The organism is Streptomyces sp. NPDC006012 (assembly GCF_042871185.1).
Lineage (GTDB): Bacteria > Actinomycetota > Actinomycetes > Streptomycetales > Streptomycetaceae > Streptomyces.
Genome location: NZ_JBIAIE010000002.1, coordinates 1 through 17406, shown reverse-complemented (window position 1 = coordinate 17406; position 17406 = coordinate 1). Strand labels below are relative to the sequence as shown.

Here is a 17406-nt window from a genome sequence, read left to right as displayed (position 1 = left end):
GTATGGATTAAAACTGCTCAAGGTGGAAGAACGCCTCATCTCTGGCCGCCTACGGTCGCACGGGTGATGAACAGCAGTCCGGAAACCTCGACCCGCACCACCGGCGCACATCGAGCGCACCGAGAGGCGCGTGACCGCGGCGCTGCCCGCACGCTCGCGCACCGCCTGCCGACGCGCCACGAGCCGTACTTGGACGGCCTGTTCACCTACTGCCTCTCGGTGCTGTGCGACCACGACACGGCGACCGCCGCGCTCGGCGACGCGCTCGCGCTGGCCGAGCGGCGCGGCCACCGCGGGCCGGACCCGGCCGAGGACCGCAGGGCCTGGCTGTACGCGCTGGCCCGCTGGGCATGCCTGCGCAAACTGGCCGACACCAAGCAGAAACGCCCGGCCACCCACGCTTCCGGCGGCCCGGCCGCCCAGGCTTCCGACGGCCCGGGCACCGGGGCGAAGACCGGCACCGGGGCGAAGACCAGCACCGCGCGCCGGACCGACCCCCAGGCCGCCGACCCGCCGGCCACCGACCCGCAGGCCACCGATGCGCCGCTCACCGAGGATGCACGGCAGCAGCGACACGAACTCGCCCTGCTCGCCTGGCCGGAGGCGGCCGGGACCACCCCGGAGCAGCGCGAGGCGCTCGAACTCGCCGTCCGCCACCGCCTCTCCGCCCAGGAGATCGCCGCCGTCCTCGGCATGGACCAGGCCGCCGCCCGCGACCTGGTCGCCTCCGCCGCCTGCGAGGTGGAGCGCACGCGGGCCGCGCTCGCCGTCGTCGAGACCGGCGGCTGCCCCGGGGTTTCCCGCCTCGCAGGCGACCACCGGCTCGTCCTCAGCAGCACCGTACGACGCGAACTCGTCCGGCACGTCGACGACTGCCCCCGCTGCCGCCGCACCGCAGAGCGCGCGGTGCCCGGCCGCTGGCCCGGCGCCGCCGTCACGCCTGCCGAACTGCCCGTGCTCACGGCCCCGCGCGCGGCCCTGCACCACGCGCTGGCGCACCACCCGCGCGCGCGGGGCACCGCGGTGCCCCGCTTCGACCGGCGCGGTTTCCCGATGGACCCCAAGGACCGGGCGGCCCGCCGCGACCGGCTACGCGCGCGTGCCCTCACCACGACCGTCGTCGCCACCGTCGTCGCCGCGCCGGTGCTCGCCCTCTGGGCCACCCACCGCGGTTCGCCGGCCGGCGAAGGGGACGGCCCCACCGCCACCGCGCGGGAGGCGCACGACGCGGACGGGCTGGGCGGACACCTGACCGGCGGCTACCAGAACACCGGCAATACGGGCACCAGATCGGGCGCCCGTTTCCTGGACGAGGCGACGTCCGACGTCTCCGTGGAGGTCGTCAGCGTCTCCGGGGCCGGACGGCAGGACGCCGGGCACCTCACGGTGTCGGCGAACGGCAGCGGCGAGACGACCCTCGTCACCCTCACCGCCGACGGCTCCTCGCCGGTCCGCTGGTCGGCGTCCACCTCGGCCGGCTGGCTCTACCTGAGCCGCGGCTCGGGAACGCTCCGGCCGGGCGAATCGTTGACGATCAAGGTGCACGTCGACCGTCTGCGGGAGCCGTCGGGGTACTGGACCGCACGGGTGGCGGTGGCACCCGCGGGCGCCGTCGTCTCCATCCAGGGGTACGGCAGCGCTCCAGCCCACCCCTCGGCCCCGGGCGGACGGCCCACCACCGGCACCCCCGACCCGACGCACCCGACACATCCGACACCCACGACATCGGCCCCCACCGCCCCGCCGACCAGCGGCTCACCCGCCCCCGGCAGTCCCACACCGAGCCCGCCGCCCACCAGCGCGTCCCCGTCCTCGTCCCCGCCGCCCGCCGACACCACGGATCCGAGCCCCTCGGACGGCTAGGCACGCCCGCCCGCCGCTCCGCAGGACATGGCCGCGGGGACAGCCATGGGAACGACGCGAGCGGCAGCGCGGCGCCGGCGGCGGAAGCGGTCGGCCGACATGCCCGTGGGTGCCTACCTCGGGTCTGCCAAATGGGGCGGGTCCGCCGATGGGCCGGCGGTGCCTACCTCGGGTCTGCCGGTTGCGGCGGGTCCGCCGGATGCGGGGCCAGCAGGGGCAGCCGCGAGGCCAGCCGCTCCTCGCACAGCTCGACGAGACGGTCGTAGCCGGCCTTGCCCATCAGTTCGGTCAGCTCGGCCCGGTAGGAGACGTACACCGGGTCGCCCGCGCCGTGCGCCGAGGTCGCCGACGTGCACCACCAGTGCAGGTCGTGCCCGCCCGGCCCCCAGCCCCGGCGGTCGTACTCGCCGATGGACACCTGGAGGACCCGCGTGTCGTCGGGCCGGTCGATCCAGTCGAACGTCCGCCGGATCGGCAGCTGCCAGCACACGTCCGGCTTGGTCTCCAGCGGCTCGCGGCCCTCCCGCAGGGCGAGGATGTGCAGCGAGCAGCCCGCGCCGCCCGCGAAACCGGGCCGGTTCTGGAAGATGCACGACCCCTGGTACGGACGCGTCTGCCGGGAGCCCTCCTCGTCCTCCGAGACCCAGCCGTGCTCCATGCCCTCGCCGTGGTGCTGCCAGATCTCCGGCGTGAGCCGCGCCACATGCCCGGCGACCCGCTTCTCGTCGTCCTCGTCGGAGAAGTGCGCGCCCAGCGAGCAGCAGCCGTCGTCCGCGCGGCCCGCCTGGATCCCCTGGCAGCCGCTGCCGAAGATGCAGTTCCACCGGGAGGTCAGCCAGGTCAGATCGCACCGGAAGAGCTGCTCGCCGTCCGCCGGGTCGGGGAACTCCACCCACGCCCGCGCGAAGTCGAGCCCCTTCTCGTCGGCTGCCGCGCCCGGCGCCGCCTGCTCGGGCTTCACTGCCTGCCCAGACTTCGTCGCCCTCTGTGGATCCTTCTGCCCCTTGGGATTCTTCTGGTTCCCCTGGTTCTTCTGGTTCTGCGGATCCCGTGGATTCTTCGGTGGCTTCGGCTGCGAAGAACCATTGGGCGATTTGGGGGCCTTGTGGTCCTTCGCCTTTTTCGTCTTTGGCACCCGTCCAGGGTATGTCGCCCCAGCCGACTCCGGGGACGGCCGGCATTCCAGGTGGCAGTAGCGTTCCGTACATGAGACTCGGTGTCCTGGACGTTGGATCGAACACGGTGCATCTGCTGGTGGTGGACGCGCACCCGGGCGCGCGCCCGCTGCCCGCGCATTCTCACAAGGCGGAGCTGCGGCTCGCCGAACTCCTGGACACGGACGGGGCGATCGGGTCCGACGGCGTCGACCGGCTGGTCAAGGTCGTCCGCGACGCCCTCCAGGCCGCCGAGGACAAGGGCGTCGAGGATCTGCTGACCTTCGCCACCTCCGCCGTGCGGGAGGCCAGCAACGCCGATGACGTCCTCGCGCGCGTGCAGGACGGGACCGGCGTCGAACTGAAAGTGCTCACCGGCGCCGAGGAGGCCCGGCTCACCTTTCTCGCCGCCCGCCGCTGGTTCGGCTGGTCGGCCGGGAAGCTGCTGGTCCTGGACATCGGCGGCGGCTCCCTGGAGATCGCCTACGGCATCGACGAGGAACCCGACGCCGTCGTCTCGCTGCCGCTGGGCGCGGGCCGGCTGACCGCGGGCTGGCTGCCCAGCGATCCGCCGGGCCCCGAGGAGATGAGGGCGCTGCGGCGGCACGTACGGGCCGAGATAGCCCGCACGGTGGGGGAGTTCAGCCGCTTCGGCGCCCCCGACCACGTGGTCGCCACCTCCAAGACCTTCAAACAGCTGGCCCGCATCGCGGGCGCCGCGCGCTCCGCCGACGGCCTGTACGTCCAGCGTGAGCTGAAGCGGGAGTCACTGGAGTCCTGGGTGCCCCGCCTGGCCGGCATGTCCGCCGGGCAGCGCGCCGAACTCCCCGGAGTCTCCGAGGGCCGCGCCGGCCAGCTTCTCGCCGGCGCCCTGGTCGCCGAGGGCGCGATGGACCTGTTCGGCGTGGAGAACCTGGAGATCTGCCCCTGGGCCCTGCGGGAGGGCGTGATCCTGCGCCGCCTGGACCACATGGGCGCGTCCTGAGCGGTCTGGTCGATGCGCCAGGCTGTTTCCACTCGCCAGGGACTCCCCCAGCCTCCGCCGCAGGCGGTGGGCTCGACGCCGCAGGCCCTGCCGGTGTGGGGCGGTGCCACCCTCTCGTACCCACGTGGGGTGGTGTCACCCCTTCCCTGCCCGCGTGGGGCGTCTCGCTCCGCCCCGCCGCGTGGGGTGTTTCACCAGCCCGCCCCCACCCGCCCGCGTCGCACGTCCCGCCCCGTACCCACCCACCGCGTGGAACGGCGCCCCGGACGCGGCCGGATCGCCCCGGCGCCGTCCCCCAGCCGCCCGCGAGGAACGCCCCGAACGGCGAACGGGGCGTCAGGCACCCGCGCGAACGCCACCCCGTACCCTGTCCTTCGTGGCTGAAGCAAGGGACGTCCCCGTCCGCATCCCGGATGCGAAGGTCGCCCTGTCCACGGCCTCCGTCTACCCGGAGTCGACGGCGACCGCCTTCGAGATCGCCGCGCGCCTCGGATACGACGGTGTCGAGGTCATGGTCTGGACGGACCCGGTCAGCCAGGACATCGAGGCGCTGCGGCGGCTGGCCGACTACCACCGCATCCCGGTCCTGGCCGTGCACGCCCCCTGCCTGCTGATCACCCAGCGCGTGTGGTCCACCGACCCCTGGACCAAACTCCAGCGCGCCCGCTCGGCCGCCGAGCGGCTCGGCGCCGGCACGGTCGTCGTCCACCCGCCGTTCCGCTGGCAGCGCCAGTACGCCCGTGACTTCGTCACCGGGGTGTGGCGGATGGCGAACGAGACCGACGTACGGTTCGCCGTCGAGAACATGTACCCCTGGCGCTACCGCGACCGCGAGATGCTCGCGTACGCCCCCGACTGGGACGTCACCAGGGAGGACTACCGCCACTTCACGATCGACCTCAGCCACACGGCCACCGCCCGCACGGACGCCCTCCAGATGATCGACCGGATGGGTCCTCGCCTCGGCCACGTCCACCTCGCCGACGGCAGGGGATCGGGCAAGGACGAGCACCTGGTGCCCGGCCGCGGCAGCCAGCCCTGCGCCGAGCTGCTGGAACGGCTCGCGCTCGGCGGTTTCGACGGACATGTGGTCATCGAGGTCAACACCCGGCGGGCCATGTCCAGCGCCGAGCGGGAGGCCGACCTGGCGGAGGCGCTGGCCTTCACCCGGCTCCACCTGGCCTCCGCGGTGAAGGTGCCGCGCCGATGAGCGGCGTCGGCCCGGACCGGCCGGACCGGCACGCGACGACCGCCCGCCGTCGCGGCCGCCCCCCGCGCACCGAGTCGGGCGACACCCGCGAGCGCATCCTGACAGCGGCCCGCGAGGAGTTCTCCGAGCGCGGCTACGAGAAGACCTCCGTACGCGGGATCGCGAAGGCGGCGGGGGTGGACTCCGCGCTCGTCCACCACTACTTCGGCACCAAGGAGCAGGTCTTCGAGGCGGTCGCGCTCACTCTGGCGCCCGCGCTGGACGCGCGGCCCGGGGTGGCGGACGGCCCGCTGGAGGAGGCCGGCGAGCGGCTGACCCGCTTCCTCTTCGGCCTCTGGGAGAACCCCGTCTACCGTGCGCCCCTGCTGGCCGTCGTCCGCTCGGCCGTCAGCAACGAGACCGCCGCGGCCGTCTTCCGCCGGATGATCGTCACCCAGCTGCTGAGCCGCATCGCCGGGCGGCTGGACGCGCCGGACGCGGAGCTGCGTGCCGAACTGGCGGCGGCGCAGCTGGTGGGGTGCGCGATGCTGCGGTACGTGATCAAGATGGAGCCGCTGGCGTCGGCGGACGTGGAACAGGTCGTCGCGCGGCTGGCGCCGGTGGTGCAGGGGCATCTCACCGGCGCGTGAGAGCTGCCCGTGCGATGAGCCGCGCGCCGGTGGAACAGACGCCGGGGCGCCTCATGACCCTTGCAAAGGCCCCGACCGCACCGACCTGGCTCATGACCTGAGCACACGCCCCTCCGCACCGCCTTGGCTCATGACCTCCGCACAGGCCCCCGTACCCCGGCCCGCCAAGACAGGTGTCCCGCATTCCGGACACACCGTCCCGACCCCTGGATGACCGGCGTACGCTCGACAGGAGTCAGGACTCTCCGGAGCCAGAACTCTCCGGCAGAAGGTCTCCGAAGGTTCGAAGGAGCGAGCGACGATGCCCGAGCTGAGGTCCCGCACAGTGACCCACGGCCGCAACATGGCGGGCGCCCGCGCCCTTATGCGCGCCTCCGGTGTACCAGGTGCGGACATCGGCCGGAAGCCGATCATTGCCGTAGCCAACAGCTTCACCGAGTTCGTGCCCGGCCACACCCACCTCCAGCCGGTCGGCCGGATCGTCAGCGAGGCGATCCGGGAGGCGGGCGGCATCCCGCGCGAGTTCAACACCATCGCCGTCGACGACGGCATCGCGATGGGCCACGGCGGCATGCTGTACTCCCTGCCCTCCCGCGACCTGATCGCGGACAGCGTGGAGTACATGGTCGAGGCGCACTGCGCCGACGCCCTGGTCTGCATCTCCAACTGCGACAAGATCACCCCGGGCATGCTGATGGCCGCACTGCGCCTGAACATCCCCACGGTCTTCGTCTCCGGCGGCCCGATGGAGGCCGGCCGGGCCACCCTGGTCGACGGCACGGTCCGCACGCTGGACCTGATCGACGCGATGTCCGAGGCCGCGAACGACAAGGTCTCCGACGAGGACATCCTCCGCATCGAGGAGAACGCCTGCCCGACCTGCGGTTCCTGTTCCGGCATGTTCACCGCGAACTCGATGAACTGCCTCACCGAGGCGATCGGCCTGGCCCTGCCCGGCAACGGCTCGGTCCTGGCCACCCACACGGCCCGCCGCGCGCTGTACGAGGACGCGGCCCGCACGGTCATGGACCTCACCCGCCGCTACTACGAGCAGGACGACGACACGGTCCTGCCGCGCAACGTCGCGACGTTCGCCGCCTTCGAGAACGCCATGGCCCTGGACATCGCGATGGGCGGTTCCACCAACACGATCCTGCACCTGCTGGCGGCGGCCCAGGAGGCGGGCGTCCCGTTCGGCCTGGAGCAGATCGACGCCGTCTCCCGCCGGGTGCCGTGCCTGGCGAAGGTGGCGCCCAACATCGCCAAGGACCGTACGTACTACATGGAGGACGTGCACCGGGCCGGCGGCATCCCCGCCCTCCTGGGCGAACTGCACCGCGCGGGCCTGCTCAACGAGGACGTGCACGCGGTCCACAGCCCGTCCCTGGCGGACTGGCTGAAGACCTGGGACGTGCGCGGCGGCTCCCCGTCGCCCGAGGCCGTGGAACTGTGGCACGCCGCCCCCGGCTGCGTCCGCTCGGCGGAGGCGTTCTCCCAGTCCGAGCGCTGGGAGGCGCTGGACGAGGACGCCGAGAGCGGCTGCATCCGCTCCGCCGAGCACGCCTACTCCAAGGACGGCGGCCTCGCCGTCCTGCGGGGCAACCTGGCCGTCGACGGCTGCGTGGTGAAGACGGCCGGCGTCGACGAGTCCATCTGGACCTTCGAGGGCCCCGCGGTGGTCTGCGAGTCGCAGGAAGAGGCCGTCGAGAAGATCCTGGCCAAGCAGATCACCGACGGCGACGTGGTCGTCATCCGCTACGAGGGCCCCAAGGGCGGCCCCGGCATGCAGGAGATGCTCTACCCGACGTCGTTCCTCAAGGGCCGCGGCCTGGGCAAGACCTGTGCGCTGATCACCGACGGCCGTTTCTCCGGCGGCACCTCCGGCCTGTCCATCGGCCACGCGTCCCCCGAGGCGGCGTCCGGCGGCACCATCGCCCTGGTCGAGGACGGCGACCGCATCCGCATCGACATCCCGAACCGCACCATCGAGCTGCTGGTCGACGAGGCCGAGCTGACCCGCCGCGAGCAGGCGCTGAACGGCGTCCACGCCCCGAAGAACCGCGACCGCAAGGTCTCGGCGGCGCTGCGGGCGTACGCGGCGATGGCGACCAGCGCGGACAAGGGCGCCGTCCGGGACGTCAGCAGGCTGGGCTGAGGTTCCCGGCCCGGCACAGCCCGCTCGGGGTCACATACCCCGAGCGGGGATGTCAAGGCCTCTGAGGCCGCTCGGTCCTCGGGAGTGGCTCGGCCCCGGATTCACCAGGCCGCGGGGTCGCGGGCATCCAGGGCGAAGACGGTGCCGTCAGGGGCGCCCGCGTACAGGCGGCCGTCGACGAGCAGGGGGGCCGGGAGCACGGCCGTGACCTCGTCCGAGTTCGTGCCGAGCCGCGGCGGGGTCTGCCCGACCAGGCGCCCGTCGCGTGCATCGACCGCGAGCAGCCGCCCGTCGGCGGCGCTGAAGTAGACATGGCTGTCGTCGGCGACCGGTGCCGAGCCGCGGCTCACGGACGTTTCGAGATGCCACGTACGTCTGCCGCCGTCCAGGTCGACGGCCTCCAACGCACCACCGGTGGACAACAGGTACACGACATCGCCGTGGACCGTGGCCTGCGGAGTCAGCCGCGGCACCGGCAGCGGCACCCGGCGCACGGTCTTGGAGCCCGGTGTGTAGCGCACCACCTCGTCCGTCTCGCCGGTGGAGCTGTCGACCGACAGCAGGAACAGCGAACCGCCCAGGCTGCCGACGGGCTTCAGGTTCCCGGCCAGCCGCGCCTGCCAGCGCTCGTCGCCGGTCACGGGATCCACGGCCGTCACGCGCGTGTGCGTCCCGTCCGCCGAGGACGTCGCGTACGCCGACGAGTCACCGGAGAACCAGGCCAGGGACGGCGTCTCGCCCCCGGAGAGCCGCCGCGTCCACTTCGTGGCGCCCGTCAGGCCGTCCACGCCGGTGACCGATCCGTCGGCGCCGGTGACCAGGAGCATGCCTCCCGCGAAGCGCGGGGCGCCGTACCCGGGCACCTCCCGTTTCCAGCGCGTCGTACCGGAGGCGGGGTCGACCGCTTCCACCTGCTGACCCTCGCCGGACGGCAGTTGCAGGAGCCCGCCCGACAGCCCGGGCGCCACACTCGTCCGCTCGCCGGCGACGGCGTGCCGCCACAGCAGCGATCCGTCCGTCGGGTCGAGGGCGTAGGCCAGGCCGGACCGCAAGCACAGCACCTTGTCGCCGCCGTAGGTGCACCGGGGCATGCCGGAGCCCTTGCCCACCGGTTCGGCGTGCCAGGCGTCGAACCCGGGTGCGTCCCCGGACGTGGCAGGGGCCGGCCTGCCACCCCCGTCGAACCACAGCACCGAGGCGAGCACACCGGTAAGGGCCAGGGCGAGCGCCCCGCCCACGATCACCCGACGCCTGCCGAGCCGCCGCCTCCGTGGCGCCCGCACGGCCACGACCCCCGTCGCCACACCGTCCCCGGGCCCCCCGGACGCGCCCGGGCCCAAGGCCCGCTGATCCGTGAGATCCGTGAGATCCGTGCGATTCGTGAGATTCGGGTGACCGGCGGGAGCAGCCGGCTCCGCGCCGTCCACATGATCCAGGCGACCCACGCGCCCCCTGTGACTCGCGTGACTGCTGTGAGTCGCCTGACCACTGGCCCCCGCACGATCCGCACCATCAGCCTCCAGCGCCTCCACCGGCGCCTGTTGTGCCTCTAGTGCCTGCTGCCCGGGCTGATCGTGTCGTGCCTGTCGCCCCTGCTGACCCTGTCGCCCTTGCTGCCCCTGTTGCTCTAGTTGCTCCTTCTGGGCCTGCTGTCCCTGCTGTCCCTGCTGTCCCTGCTGTGTCTGCTGCGTCCGCTGTGTCGGTATGAACGCCCGTGTCTCGTACGAGGCCGCGACCGACCGCAGCTCCCGCATCAACTCGTCGGGCGTCGGCCGGTCGTCCGGCTCCTTGGCGAGACAGCGCATGACCAGCGGGGCGAGAGTCTCCGGCAGGCCGGTCAGATCCGGTTCGTCGTGGACGACCTGGTAGGCCACGACGTAAGGGCTGTCCGAGTCGAACGGACCGCGTCCGGTCGCCGCGTGCACCAGCACCGACCCCAGCGTGAAGATGTCCGCGGCGGGGCCGACCTCGCGGGGCCGCCGGAACTGCTCGGGCGCCATGAACGGCGGCGTACCGATCAACTTGCCGGTCTCGGTGCGCAGTTCGCTGTCCTTCGGCCGTGAGATCCCGAAGTCGATGACTTTCGGACCGTCCTCGGCGAGCAGGACGTTGCTGGGCTTCAGATCACGGTGCACGACCCCGACCCGATGGATGTCACGCAGCGCCTCCGCTAGCCCGGCCATCAGCCGACGCAACTGAGCAGGCTCCATCGGGCCATTCCGCTTCACATGATCGTCAAGCGTTGGGCCGGGAATGAACAGGGTCGCCATCCAGGGCCGTTCGGCCTCCGGATCGGCGTCGACCACGGGCGCGGTGAAGGCGCCGCTCACCCTCCGGGCGGCTGCCACCTCCTGCCGGAAACGGCCCCTGAACTCACGGTCTTTGGCGAACTCGGCATGTACGATCTTCACCGCGAGCCGCAGCCCCGAGGTGCTGCGGGCCAAGTGCACCTCGCCCATGCCGCCCGCCCCGAGGCGTGCCTCCAGACGGTAATGACCGGCGTATTCCGGAAGTTCCGCTTCCGCGCCCGCTCCGATGTTCCTCTGTGGCGCCATGGGACCACCCCCGTGCTGTTCGTCCGCGCGCGCGACGCTCGGAGCCTAGTCGATGACTCGTACGGGACAGCGGCGACTTGCTAGCCTCCGCGTGCGAGTCGCGTTCGAGTGTTTCGAGACTCGAATCAGGGGAATCAACGGGGCCCCATGGTGGTCATGGGGCCTGACGGGGGGATGTTTCTCATGTCTGTCGACGGTGTGGAAGCAACGGAAGTGTCTGCAAGGACGCACGGAACGCACGGGACGCACGGGACGATGGAAGACAACGACACGAAAACCACTGAAGCCACCGAAGCCGCCGAAACCTCTGCAACCGCGGAAGGGACGGCGAACGGCGTCCGGGCCGAGGCCGAGTCCGTCGCGGCGCAGGCGAACGTACGCACCTACCCGGTGGCCCCGGGCGTACGGCTGAACGTCCGCAGCGGCCCCGGCACCAACTACGCCGTCACCCGGGTCCTCCCGGCCGGCATGCACGTCCCGATCTTCTGCCAGGCGCCGGGCACCAGGGTCACCGGCCCGTACGGCACCTCGAACCTCTGGGACAACATCGACAACGGCGAGTACGTCTCCGACGCCTACGTCTACACGGGCCGTGACGGCTACGTCGCCTCACGCTGCGCCATCTGACCCGCCCAGGAGCCCGCGCACCTCCGGCGCCATAATCGTCTCGTGAGCGACGAACCCGGCACCCCGGACACCACCGCGGGCTCCACCGGCGGCCCGACCGGCCCCCGCCCCGAGCCCCTGCGCTTCTTCGGCACGTCCTGGGTGAACCACGACGACGGCTACGCCGCCCGCCGCGCCGGCCTGGCCGTGGGCTCACTCGCGGCGGCGGCCGTCGCCTGCCTGATCCTCCGCTTCGCCTACCAGGGCCTGCAGATCGCCGACACCGGGTCCTTCGTGACCGTACTGGTCGTGGCGATGTTCGCGATCTGCAGCGCTCTGGCCTTCCGCAACACCTGGGACCGCTTCGGCAAGCGCCCCGACCCCGACCGCCAGGCATCCCTTCGCGGCCTGCTGGCCATCGGCTTCGTCGGCTCCCTCCTCGCGTACTTCGCCCGCTCCCTGATCGAGGCCCCCGGCGAGAAGCTGCACCGCACGGAATACGAGGCGGCCCGCACCCAGCACGCCCGCCGCTCCGCCCGCCGCACCGGCAACCCTTCAAAGAAAAAACGCCCCCGCTAAACACGATCACGATCGTTACCCCACCCCCCCACACCGCGCATCCTGGTCCACCGTGGCCCCACGCGCCGCACCCCACGATCACCTGCCACACCACGCACGACGGTCTGCCGTGCGACTGTGCACCACCGTCCGTCGCACCGCACACCACGCAGGCCCTCCCGTCGCACCACCGCGTACCCCCTTTCGTCACACCGCGCACGACCATCTGCCGTACGAGGGCGCACGACCGTCCGCCACACCACGCACGACGGCCAGCCGTACGACCGCACACGACCCTCCGTCGCACCGCGCACTGCGACACGCCCCTCCGTCGCACGACCGCGCGCCACGGTCCGTCCGTCGCACAGCCACGCACCGCACCACACCACGCCCCCGCCCCGCACCGACGGCTCGCGCGGTCCGCCCATCACGTCCTCCCCGCTGCCTCTCCCTGTCCCCCCTGTCCCCCCTGTCCCCTTGTCCCCCGCCTCCCGCTGTCGCTTTCCGTCCGGGCCGCAGCACCATGGCCGTATGACCACTACACCGCCGTCGACCCCGCCCCCCTCCCACACCGCGCGGGCCCACTCCTTCAACGCCGCCGCCGCGCAGTACGGGGCGAACCGGCCCTCCTACCCGGCCGCCCTCTTCGACACCATCGAGGAACTCGCCGCCCGTCCCCTCACCGGCGCCCGGGTCGTGGACGTCGGCGCGGGCACCGGAATCTCAACCGCGCTGCTGCACGCCCGCGGCGCCGACGTGGTGGCCGTGGAGCCCGGCGCCGGCATGGCCGCCGAGTTCCGGCGCGGGCTCCCCGACGTCCCGATAGTCCGGGGCAACGGGAACGCTTTGCCCCTGGCCGCCGCCGGTGCGGACGTGATCACCTACGCGCAGTCCTGGCACTGGACCGATCCCGCCCGGTCGGTGCCGGAGGCGCTGCGGGTACTGCGTCCCGGCGGTGCCCTCGCGCTGTGGTGGAACACCAACGCCCTCGACGTCCCCTGGATCGATGCCCAGGCTGACCGCATCGAGCGCCACTTCGGCCAGGACAGGGTGGTGGCGAAGAACGGCAGCGGCGTCCGCACGGCCCTCGCCGACCCCAGTGGCCGACTGGACTTCGCCCACCGCACGGTCCGCTGGAGCCGCCGTGTCCCGCTCGACACCCACCTGGCCAACATCAGCAGCCACTCGATCTTCCTGACCCACGGCGAGGAGAACGCCACCGCCTTCCTCGCCCAGGAGCGCACCCACCTCCTGGCCGCCTTCCCCGACGGCACCGTCGAGGAGGTCTACGACGTGGAACTGCTGGTCGCCCGCAGTGCCTGAAGACCCTTGACGCCCGTCGGTGCCGAGAGCATTATTCATCGGGTGATGAATAATGCTTCCGGGCCTCCGGGTACGCCCGCGACGCCTTCGGGCATACCTGGGACACCCGCCGTGCACGCCGCGGCCCTGACCGTGGAACGCGGCCCCCGCACCGTCCTGCGCAGCCTCGACTTCACCGTCCCGCGCGGCCAGATCACCGGCCTGCTCGGCCCCTCGGGATGCGGCAAATCGACCCTGATGCGCGCGATCGTCGGCACCCAGGCCAAGGCCACCGGTGTCCTTGACGTCCTCGGCCACCCCGCGGGCCACCCCACTCTGCGCACCCGTATCGGCTACGTCACCCAGCACCCCTCCGTCTACGACGACCTGACCATCCGTCAAAACCTCGACTACTTCGCAGCGATCCTCACCCCCGGCCGGGCCGCCGCCGCACGCCGCCGCGACGACGTCGCCCGCGCCATCGCCGACGTCGACCTCACCAGCCACGCCGACGCCCTCCCCGGAAACCTCTCCGGCGGCCAGCGCAGCCGCGTCTCCCTCGCCGTGGCCCTGCTCGGCACCCCCGAACTCCTGGTCCTGGACGAACCCACCGTCGGCCTCGACCCCGTCCTGCGCCGCGACCTGTGGAGGCTCTTCCACGAGATCGCCGGCACCCGCGGCGCCACCCTGCTCGTCTCCTCCCACGTCATGGACGAGGCCGAACGCTGTCACCGCCTGCTGCTCATGCGCGACGGCGAGATCCTCGCTGGGGACACCTCCCGGCCGGAGGCTGGGGGAGACACCCCCGACGCCCTCCGGACCCGCACCGGCGCGGCCACCGTCGAAGCAGCCTTCCTGCACCTCGTGGACGAAGCGGCCGGAGCCGACCGGACCAAGGAGACGCCCCGATGAGCACGACAACGACGGCCAGGGCCACGGCCACCGTGCCCGCCCCCACCAGCCCCCTGAACCTCTCCCGCACCACCGCCACAGGGACCCGGGTCCTGCGCCAACTGCGCCACGACCCACGCACCATTGCCCTGATGCTCCTGGTCCCCTGCGTGATGCTGGTCCTGCTCCGCTATGTCTTCGACGGCAGCCCGCGGACCTTCGACAGCATCGGGGCCTCCCTTCTGGGCATCTTCCCGCTGATCACGATGTTCCTGGTCACGTCGATCGCCACCCTGCGCGAACGCACCTCCGGCACCCTCGAACGCCTCCTCGCCGTGCCCCTCGGCAAAGCCGACCTCGTCGCCGGCTACGCCCTCGCCTTCGGTGCTCTCGCGATCATCCAGTCCGCCCTGGCCACCGGGCTCGCCGTGTGGTTCCTCGGCCTGGACGTCGTCGGCTCGCCCTGGCTGCTCCTGCTGGTCGCCCTGCTCGATGCCCTGCTCGGTACCGCCCTGGGCCTGTTCGTCTCGGCCTTCGCGGCCTCGGAGTTCCAAGCGGTCCAGTTCATGCCCGCGGTGATCTTTCCTCAGCTCCTCCTCTGCGGTCTCTTCACTCCCCGTCCGGCCATGCATCCCGTCCTTGAAGGCATCTCCGACGTCCTGCCGATGTCCTACGCGGTCGACGGCATGAACGAGGTCCTCCACCACACCGGCACGACGGGGACCTTCATCAGGGACGTCGTCATCGTGGCGGGCTGCGCGGTGCTGGTCCTGGGGCTCGGTGCGGCCACCCTGAGGCGCCGCACGGCGTGACCCGGCTGCGGGAGGTACGTCCGTCCAGCGGACAACACCGCCCACGCGGGACCCCCGGTGCGAGGATGTACCCCGGAAGTCGCACTCCCGGAGGGCACCCGCACCATGACCCACAAAGTCGCCGTCCTCGGCACCGGCAAGATCGGCGAAGCTCTGCTCAGCGGAATGATCCGAGCCGGTTGGTCGCCCGCCGACCTGCTCGTCACCGCCCGCCGCCCCGAACGGGCCGAGGAACTCCGCGCGCGCCACGGAGTCATCCCGGTCACCAACCCCGAGGCCGCAAAGACCGCCGACACCCTCATCCTCACGGTCAAGCCACAGGACATGGGCACCCTCCTGGACGAACTCGTCCCGCACATCCCCGCCGATCGCCTGATCATCAGCGGCGCGGCCGGTATCCCCACCTCCTATTTCGAGGAACGCCTGGTCCCAGGCGTCCCGGTCGTCCGGGTCATGACCAACACCCCCGCCCTCGTCGACGAAGCCATGTCCGTGATCTCCGGCGGCACCCACGCCACCGCCGCGCACCTCGCCCACGCCGAGGAGATCTTCGGAGCCGTCGGCAAGACCCTCCGCGTCCCCGAGTCCCAGCAGGACGCCTGCACCGCCCTCTCAGGCTCCGGCCCGGCGTACTTCTTCTACCTGGTCGAAGCCATGACGGACGCAGGCATCCTGCTCGGCCTGCCCCGCGACAAGGCCCACGAACTCATCGTCCAGTCCGCCATCGGCGCCGCCGTGATGCTCCGGGACAGCGGAGAGCACCCCGTCAAACTCCGTGAGAACGTCACCTCGCCGGCCGGCACCACGATCAACGCCATCCGCGAGCTTGAGAACCACGGCGTACGAGCCGCCCTCATCGCCGCCCTCGAAGCCGCCCGCGACCGCAGCCGCGAACTGGCCTCCGGCAAGAAGGACTGACCCCGGACGAGCCGAAGCCGCTACCGAGAGCTGCCGCCGAGCCCCGGTGAGCCGCCTCGCCCGGGGCAGCCGCTCACCTGCGCTACGGAGCCACGTTCAGCACCGACGCCGACGCCGACGCCGACGCCGACGCTGACCTCGGCTGTGACACTGCTTTCGGCGTCGGCTCCGCCGCGCGTTCCAGCAGCCCGACAGCCCGGTAGGCCGCATCCACCATCGGCCGCGCCATCACCCGCGCCTTCTCCGCACCATCCCGCAACACCCCCTCCGCATACGCGGGATCCGCGCACAACTCCTTGTGCCTGGCCTGTACGGGCCTCAGCACCTCGACCACGGCCTCCGCGGTGTCCTTCTTCAAGGCGCCGTACGACTCATATACACCGCCCAGGGCCTCCGGGTTCCCACCCGTGCACGCCGCCAGGATCTCCAGCAGATTCGCCACCCCCGGCCGGGCCTCACGGTCGTACACGACGTCCCGCCCGCTGTCGGTCACGGCGCGCATCACCTTCTTGCGCACCACGTCCGGTTCGTCGAGCAGATAGACGATGCCCGGACCGGAATCGTCCGACTTCCCCATCTTCGACGTCGGCTCCTGCAGGTTCATCACCCGCGCAGCCACCTCCGGGCGGGTCGCCTTCGGCACCACGAACGTGTGCCCGTACCGCTGGTTGAACCGCACCGCGAGATCCCGCGTCAGCTCCACGTGCTGCGTCTGATCGTCGCCGACGGGCACTTCGTCGGCCCCGTACGCCAGGATGTCCGCCGCCATCAGCGCCGGATACGTCAGCAGCGACAGCCGCACGCTGCCGCCCCGCTGCCGCTCCCGCACGGACTTCTCCTTGTACTGGATCATCCGCCGCATCTCACCGTCGGTCGCCACGCACTCCAGCACGTACGACAACCGCGTGTGCTCGTCGACGTGACTCTGTACGAACACGGTGCACAGCTCCGGATCCAGCCCGGACGCCAGCAACAGCGTCGCCGCCTGCCGACTGAGCCGGCGCACCCGCGCCGGGTCGTGATCCACGGTCAGCGCGTGCAGATCGACGATGCAGAACAAGGCGTCCGCCTGGTGCTGGTCCACGTCGGCCCACCGCCGCATGGCTCCCAGGTAGTTTCCCAGCGTCAGGTGCCCGGTCGGCTTGATCCCACTGAAGACCCGTGTCATTCCCTCTCCACCTCCTGGCAGGGACCGCCGCTCCGGGCGGCCGGCCCTCGGAGGTTCCGGAGGGAGATACAAGTACGGCCGCCGAGGCGGCGGCCGTTGGATGCATACGTGACTCCGGCCGCCGTCAGGCGGCCCACCACTGCTGGTTGCACGTACGCGTCATCACGACCCTCACGATACGCCCCGGACAGCCCCCAGGTCGTGAGTTGACACACCCCCAACGGATACGTACTGTTCTCCGAGTTGTCCGACGTGAGCGCCGACCTCGGTCGGTCCCCGGACAGCCATTCCGCAGGTACCAGTCAACAAACGGCGACATGTCGCCGTGTGCTTGGTGTGCGTATTTGTGAAATGAGGAATCCCCGTTCGAAAGAACGCAGGACCCCGATTAGCTCGGGGGCCGGGAATCCGCTAAAGTCTCACTCGTCGGAACGGCCCGCAAGCCAGGAAGACAACCCCCTCTGACTGGGAATCAGACGCCGAAAGGATCTGATAGAGTCGGAAACACCGAAGGGAAGCGCCCGGAGGAAAGCCCGAGAGGGTGAGTACGAAGGAAGCGTCCGTTCCTTGAGAACTCAACAGCGTGCCAAAAGTCAACGC

General features: G+C 71.7%; 14 protein-coding genes. 11 read left to right on the top strand and 3 right to left on the bottom strand.

From position 1 onward, the window contains the following. The first annotated feature begins 66 nt into the window (after positions 1-66). Positions 67-1863, top strand: a complete 1797-nt coding sequence (locus ACFYPJ_RS04215) for a hypothetical protein (RefSeq protein WP_389011567.1) — start codon at positions 67-69, stop codon at positions 1861-1863. 163 nt (positions 1864-2026) lie between these two features. Here ACFYPJ_RS04215 and ACFYPJ_RS04210 read toward each other — a convergent pair whose 3' ends face one another. Further along, on the bottom strand, positions 2027-2824 hold the full coding sequence (locus ACFYPJ_RS04210; RefSeq protein WP_389011564.1) for a hypothetical protein: 798 nt from the start codon (positions 2822-2824) through the stop codon (positions 2027-2029). A 245-nt stretch (positions 2825-3069) separates the two neighbouring features. On the opposite strand from ACFYPJ_RS04210, the gene ACFYPJ_RS04205 reads away from it, so the two are divergent. From ACFYPJ_RS04205 to ilvD, 4 genes are all read left to right on the top strand, one after another. Beyond that, complete coding sequence (locus ACFYPJ_RS04205; RefSeq protein ID WP_389010213.1) at positions 3070-4002, top strand: Ppx/GppA family phosphatase; 933 nt, start codon at positions 3070-3072, stop codon at positions 4000-4002. 376 nt (positions 4003-4378) lie between these two features. Further along, positions 4379-5212: a sugar phosphate isomerase/epimerase family protein gene (locus ACFYPJ_RS04200; protein WP_389010211.1), complete on the top strand. Its 834-nt coding sequence runs from the start codon at positions 4379-4381 to the stop codon at positions 5210-5212. Beyond that, on the top strand, positions 5209-5841 hold the full coding sequence (locus ACFYPJ_RS04195; RefSeq protein WP_389010208.1) for a TetR family transcriptional regulator: 633 nt from the start codon (positions 5209-5211) through the stop codon (positions 5839-5841). Before ACFYPJ_RS04200 ends, ACFYPJ_RS04195 begins: the two co-directional genes overlap by 4 nt. 301 nt (positions 5842-6142) lie before the next feature. Beyond that, entirely contained in the window at positions 6143-7996 is a 1854-nt protein-coding gene (gene ilvD / locus ACFYPJ_RS04190; protein WP_389010205.1) for a dihydroxy-acid dehydratase, read from the top strand. A 101-nt stretch (positions 7997-8097) separates the two neighbouring features. On the opposite strand, the gene ACFYPJ_RS04185 is transcribed toward ilvD, so the two are convergent. Further along, on the bottom strand, positions 8098-10551 hold the full coding sequence (locus tag ACFYPJ_RS04185; RefSeq protein WP_389010202.1) for a PQQ-binding-like beta-propeller repeat protein: 2454 nt from the start codon (positions 10549-10551) through the stop codon (positions 8098-8100). A 255-nt stretch (positions 10552-10806) separates the two neighbouring features. Between ACFYPJ_RS04185 and ACFYPJ_RS04180 the strand changes: the two genes are divergently transcribed. From ACFYPJ_RS04180 to proC, 6 genes are all read left to right on the top strand, one after another. Further along, positions 10807-11178, top strand: coding sequence for an SH3 domain-containing protein (locus ACFYPJ_RS04180; protein ID WP_389010199.1), 372 nt, complete (start codon positions 10807-10809; stop codon positions 11176-11178). 42 nt (positions 11179-11220) lie between these two features. Continuing rightward, entirely contained in the window at positions 11221-11736 is a 516-nt protein-coding gene (locus ACFYPJ_RS04175) for an EamA/RhaT family transporter (RefSeq protein WP_389010196.1), read from the top strand. Positions 11737-12246: 510 nt separating this feature from the next. Next, entirely contained in the window at positions 12247-13038 is a 792-nt protein-coding gene (locus ACFYPJ_RS04170; RefSeq protein WP_389010193.1) for a class I SAM-dependent methyltransferase, read from the top strand. A gap of 45 nt (positions 13039-13083) precedes the next feature. Then, the gene (locus ACFYPJ_RS04165) at positions 13084-13929 is read left to right on the top strand and encodes an ABC transporter ATP-binding protein (protein WP_389010190.1); all 846 of its coding nucleotides are present in this window, start codon (positions 13084-13086) and stop codon (positions 13927-13929) included. After that, on the top strand, positions 13926-14720 hold the full coding sequence (locus tag ACFYPJ_RS04160) for an ABC transporter permease (protein WP_389010187.1): 795 nt from the start codon (positions 13926-13928) through the stop codon (positions 14718-14720). Before ACFYPJ_RS04165 ends, ACFYPJ_RS04160 begins: the two co-directional genes overlap by 4 nt. Positions 14721-14825: 105 nt before the next feature. Beyond that, positions 14826-15638 (top strand): pyrroline-5-carboxylate reductase, encoded by an 813-nt coding sequence (gene proC, locus ACFYPJ_RS04155; RefSeq protein WP_389010184.1) that lies wholly within the window; start codon positions 14826-14828, stop codon positions 15636-15638. A gap of 82 nt (positions 15639-15720) precedes the next feature. Here proC and trpS read toward each other — a convergent pair whose 3' ends face one another. Next, on the bottom strand, positions 15721-16806 hold the full coding sequence (gene trpS / locus ACFYPJ_RS04150) for a tryptophan--tRNA ligase (RefSeq protein ID WP_389010181.1): 1086 nt from the start codon (positions 16804-16806) through the stop codon (positions 15721-15723). Positions 16807-17406 lie beyond the last annotated feature (600 nt).

Excerpts from the sequence above, each read along its gene's own strand:
- ACFYPJ_RS04215 (WP_389011567.1), top strand. The coding sequence starts at position 67 with ATGAACAGCAGTCCGGAAACCTCGACCCGCACCACCGGCGCACATCGA.
- ACFYPJ_RS04205 (WP_389010213.1), top strand. The coding sequence starts at position 3,070 with ATGAGACTCGGTGTCCTGGACGTTGGATCGAACACGGTGCATCTGCTG.
- ACFYPJ_RS04195 (WP_389010208.1), top strand. The coding sequence starts at position 5,209 with ATGAGCGGCGTCGGCCCGGACCGGCCGGACCGGCACGCGACGACCGCC.
- proC (WP_389010184.1), top strand. The coding sequence starts at position 14,826 with ATGACCCACAAAGTCGCCGTCCTCGGCACCGGCAAGATCGGCGAAGCT.
- ACFYPJ_RS04180 (WP_389010199.1), top strand. The coding sequence starts at position 10,807 with ATGGAAGACAACGACACGAAAACCACTGAAGCCACCGAAGCCGCCGAA.
- trpS (WP_389010181.1), bottom strand. The coding sequence starts at position 16,806 with ATGACACGGGTCTTCAGTGGGATCAAGCCGACCGGGCACCTGACGCTG.
- ACFYPJ_RS04165 (WP_389010190.1), top strand. The coding sequence starts at position 13,084 with ATGAATAATGCTTCCGGGCCTCCGGGTACGCCCGCGACGCCTTCGGGC.
- ACFYPJ_RS04170 (WP_389010193.1), top strand. The coding sequence starts at position 12,247 with ATGACCACTACACCGCCGTCGACCCCGCCCCCCTCCCACACCGCGCGG.
- ACFYPJ_RS04185 (WP_389010202.1), bottom strand. The coding sequence starts at position 10,551 with ATGGCGCCACAGAGGAACATCGGAGCGGGCGCGGAAGCGGAACTTCCG.
- ilvD (WP_389010205.1), top strand. The coding sequence starts at position 6,143 with ATGCCCGAGCTGAGGTCCCGCACAGTGACCCACGGCCGCAACATGGCG.
- ACFYPJ_RS04160 (WP_389010187.1), top strand. The coding sequence starts at position 13,926 with ATGAGCACGACAACGACGGCCAGGGCCACGGCCACCGTGCCCGCCCCC.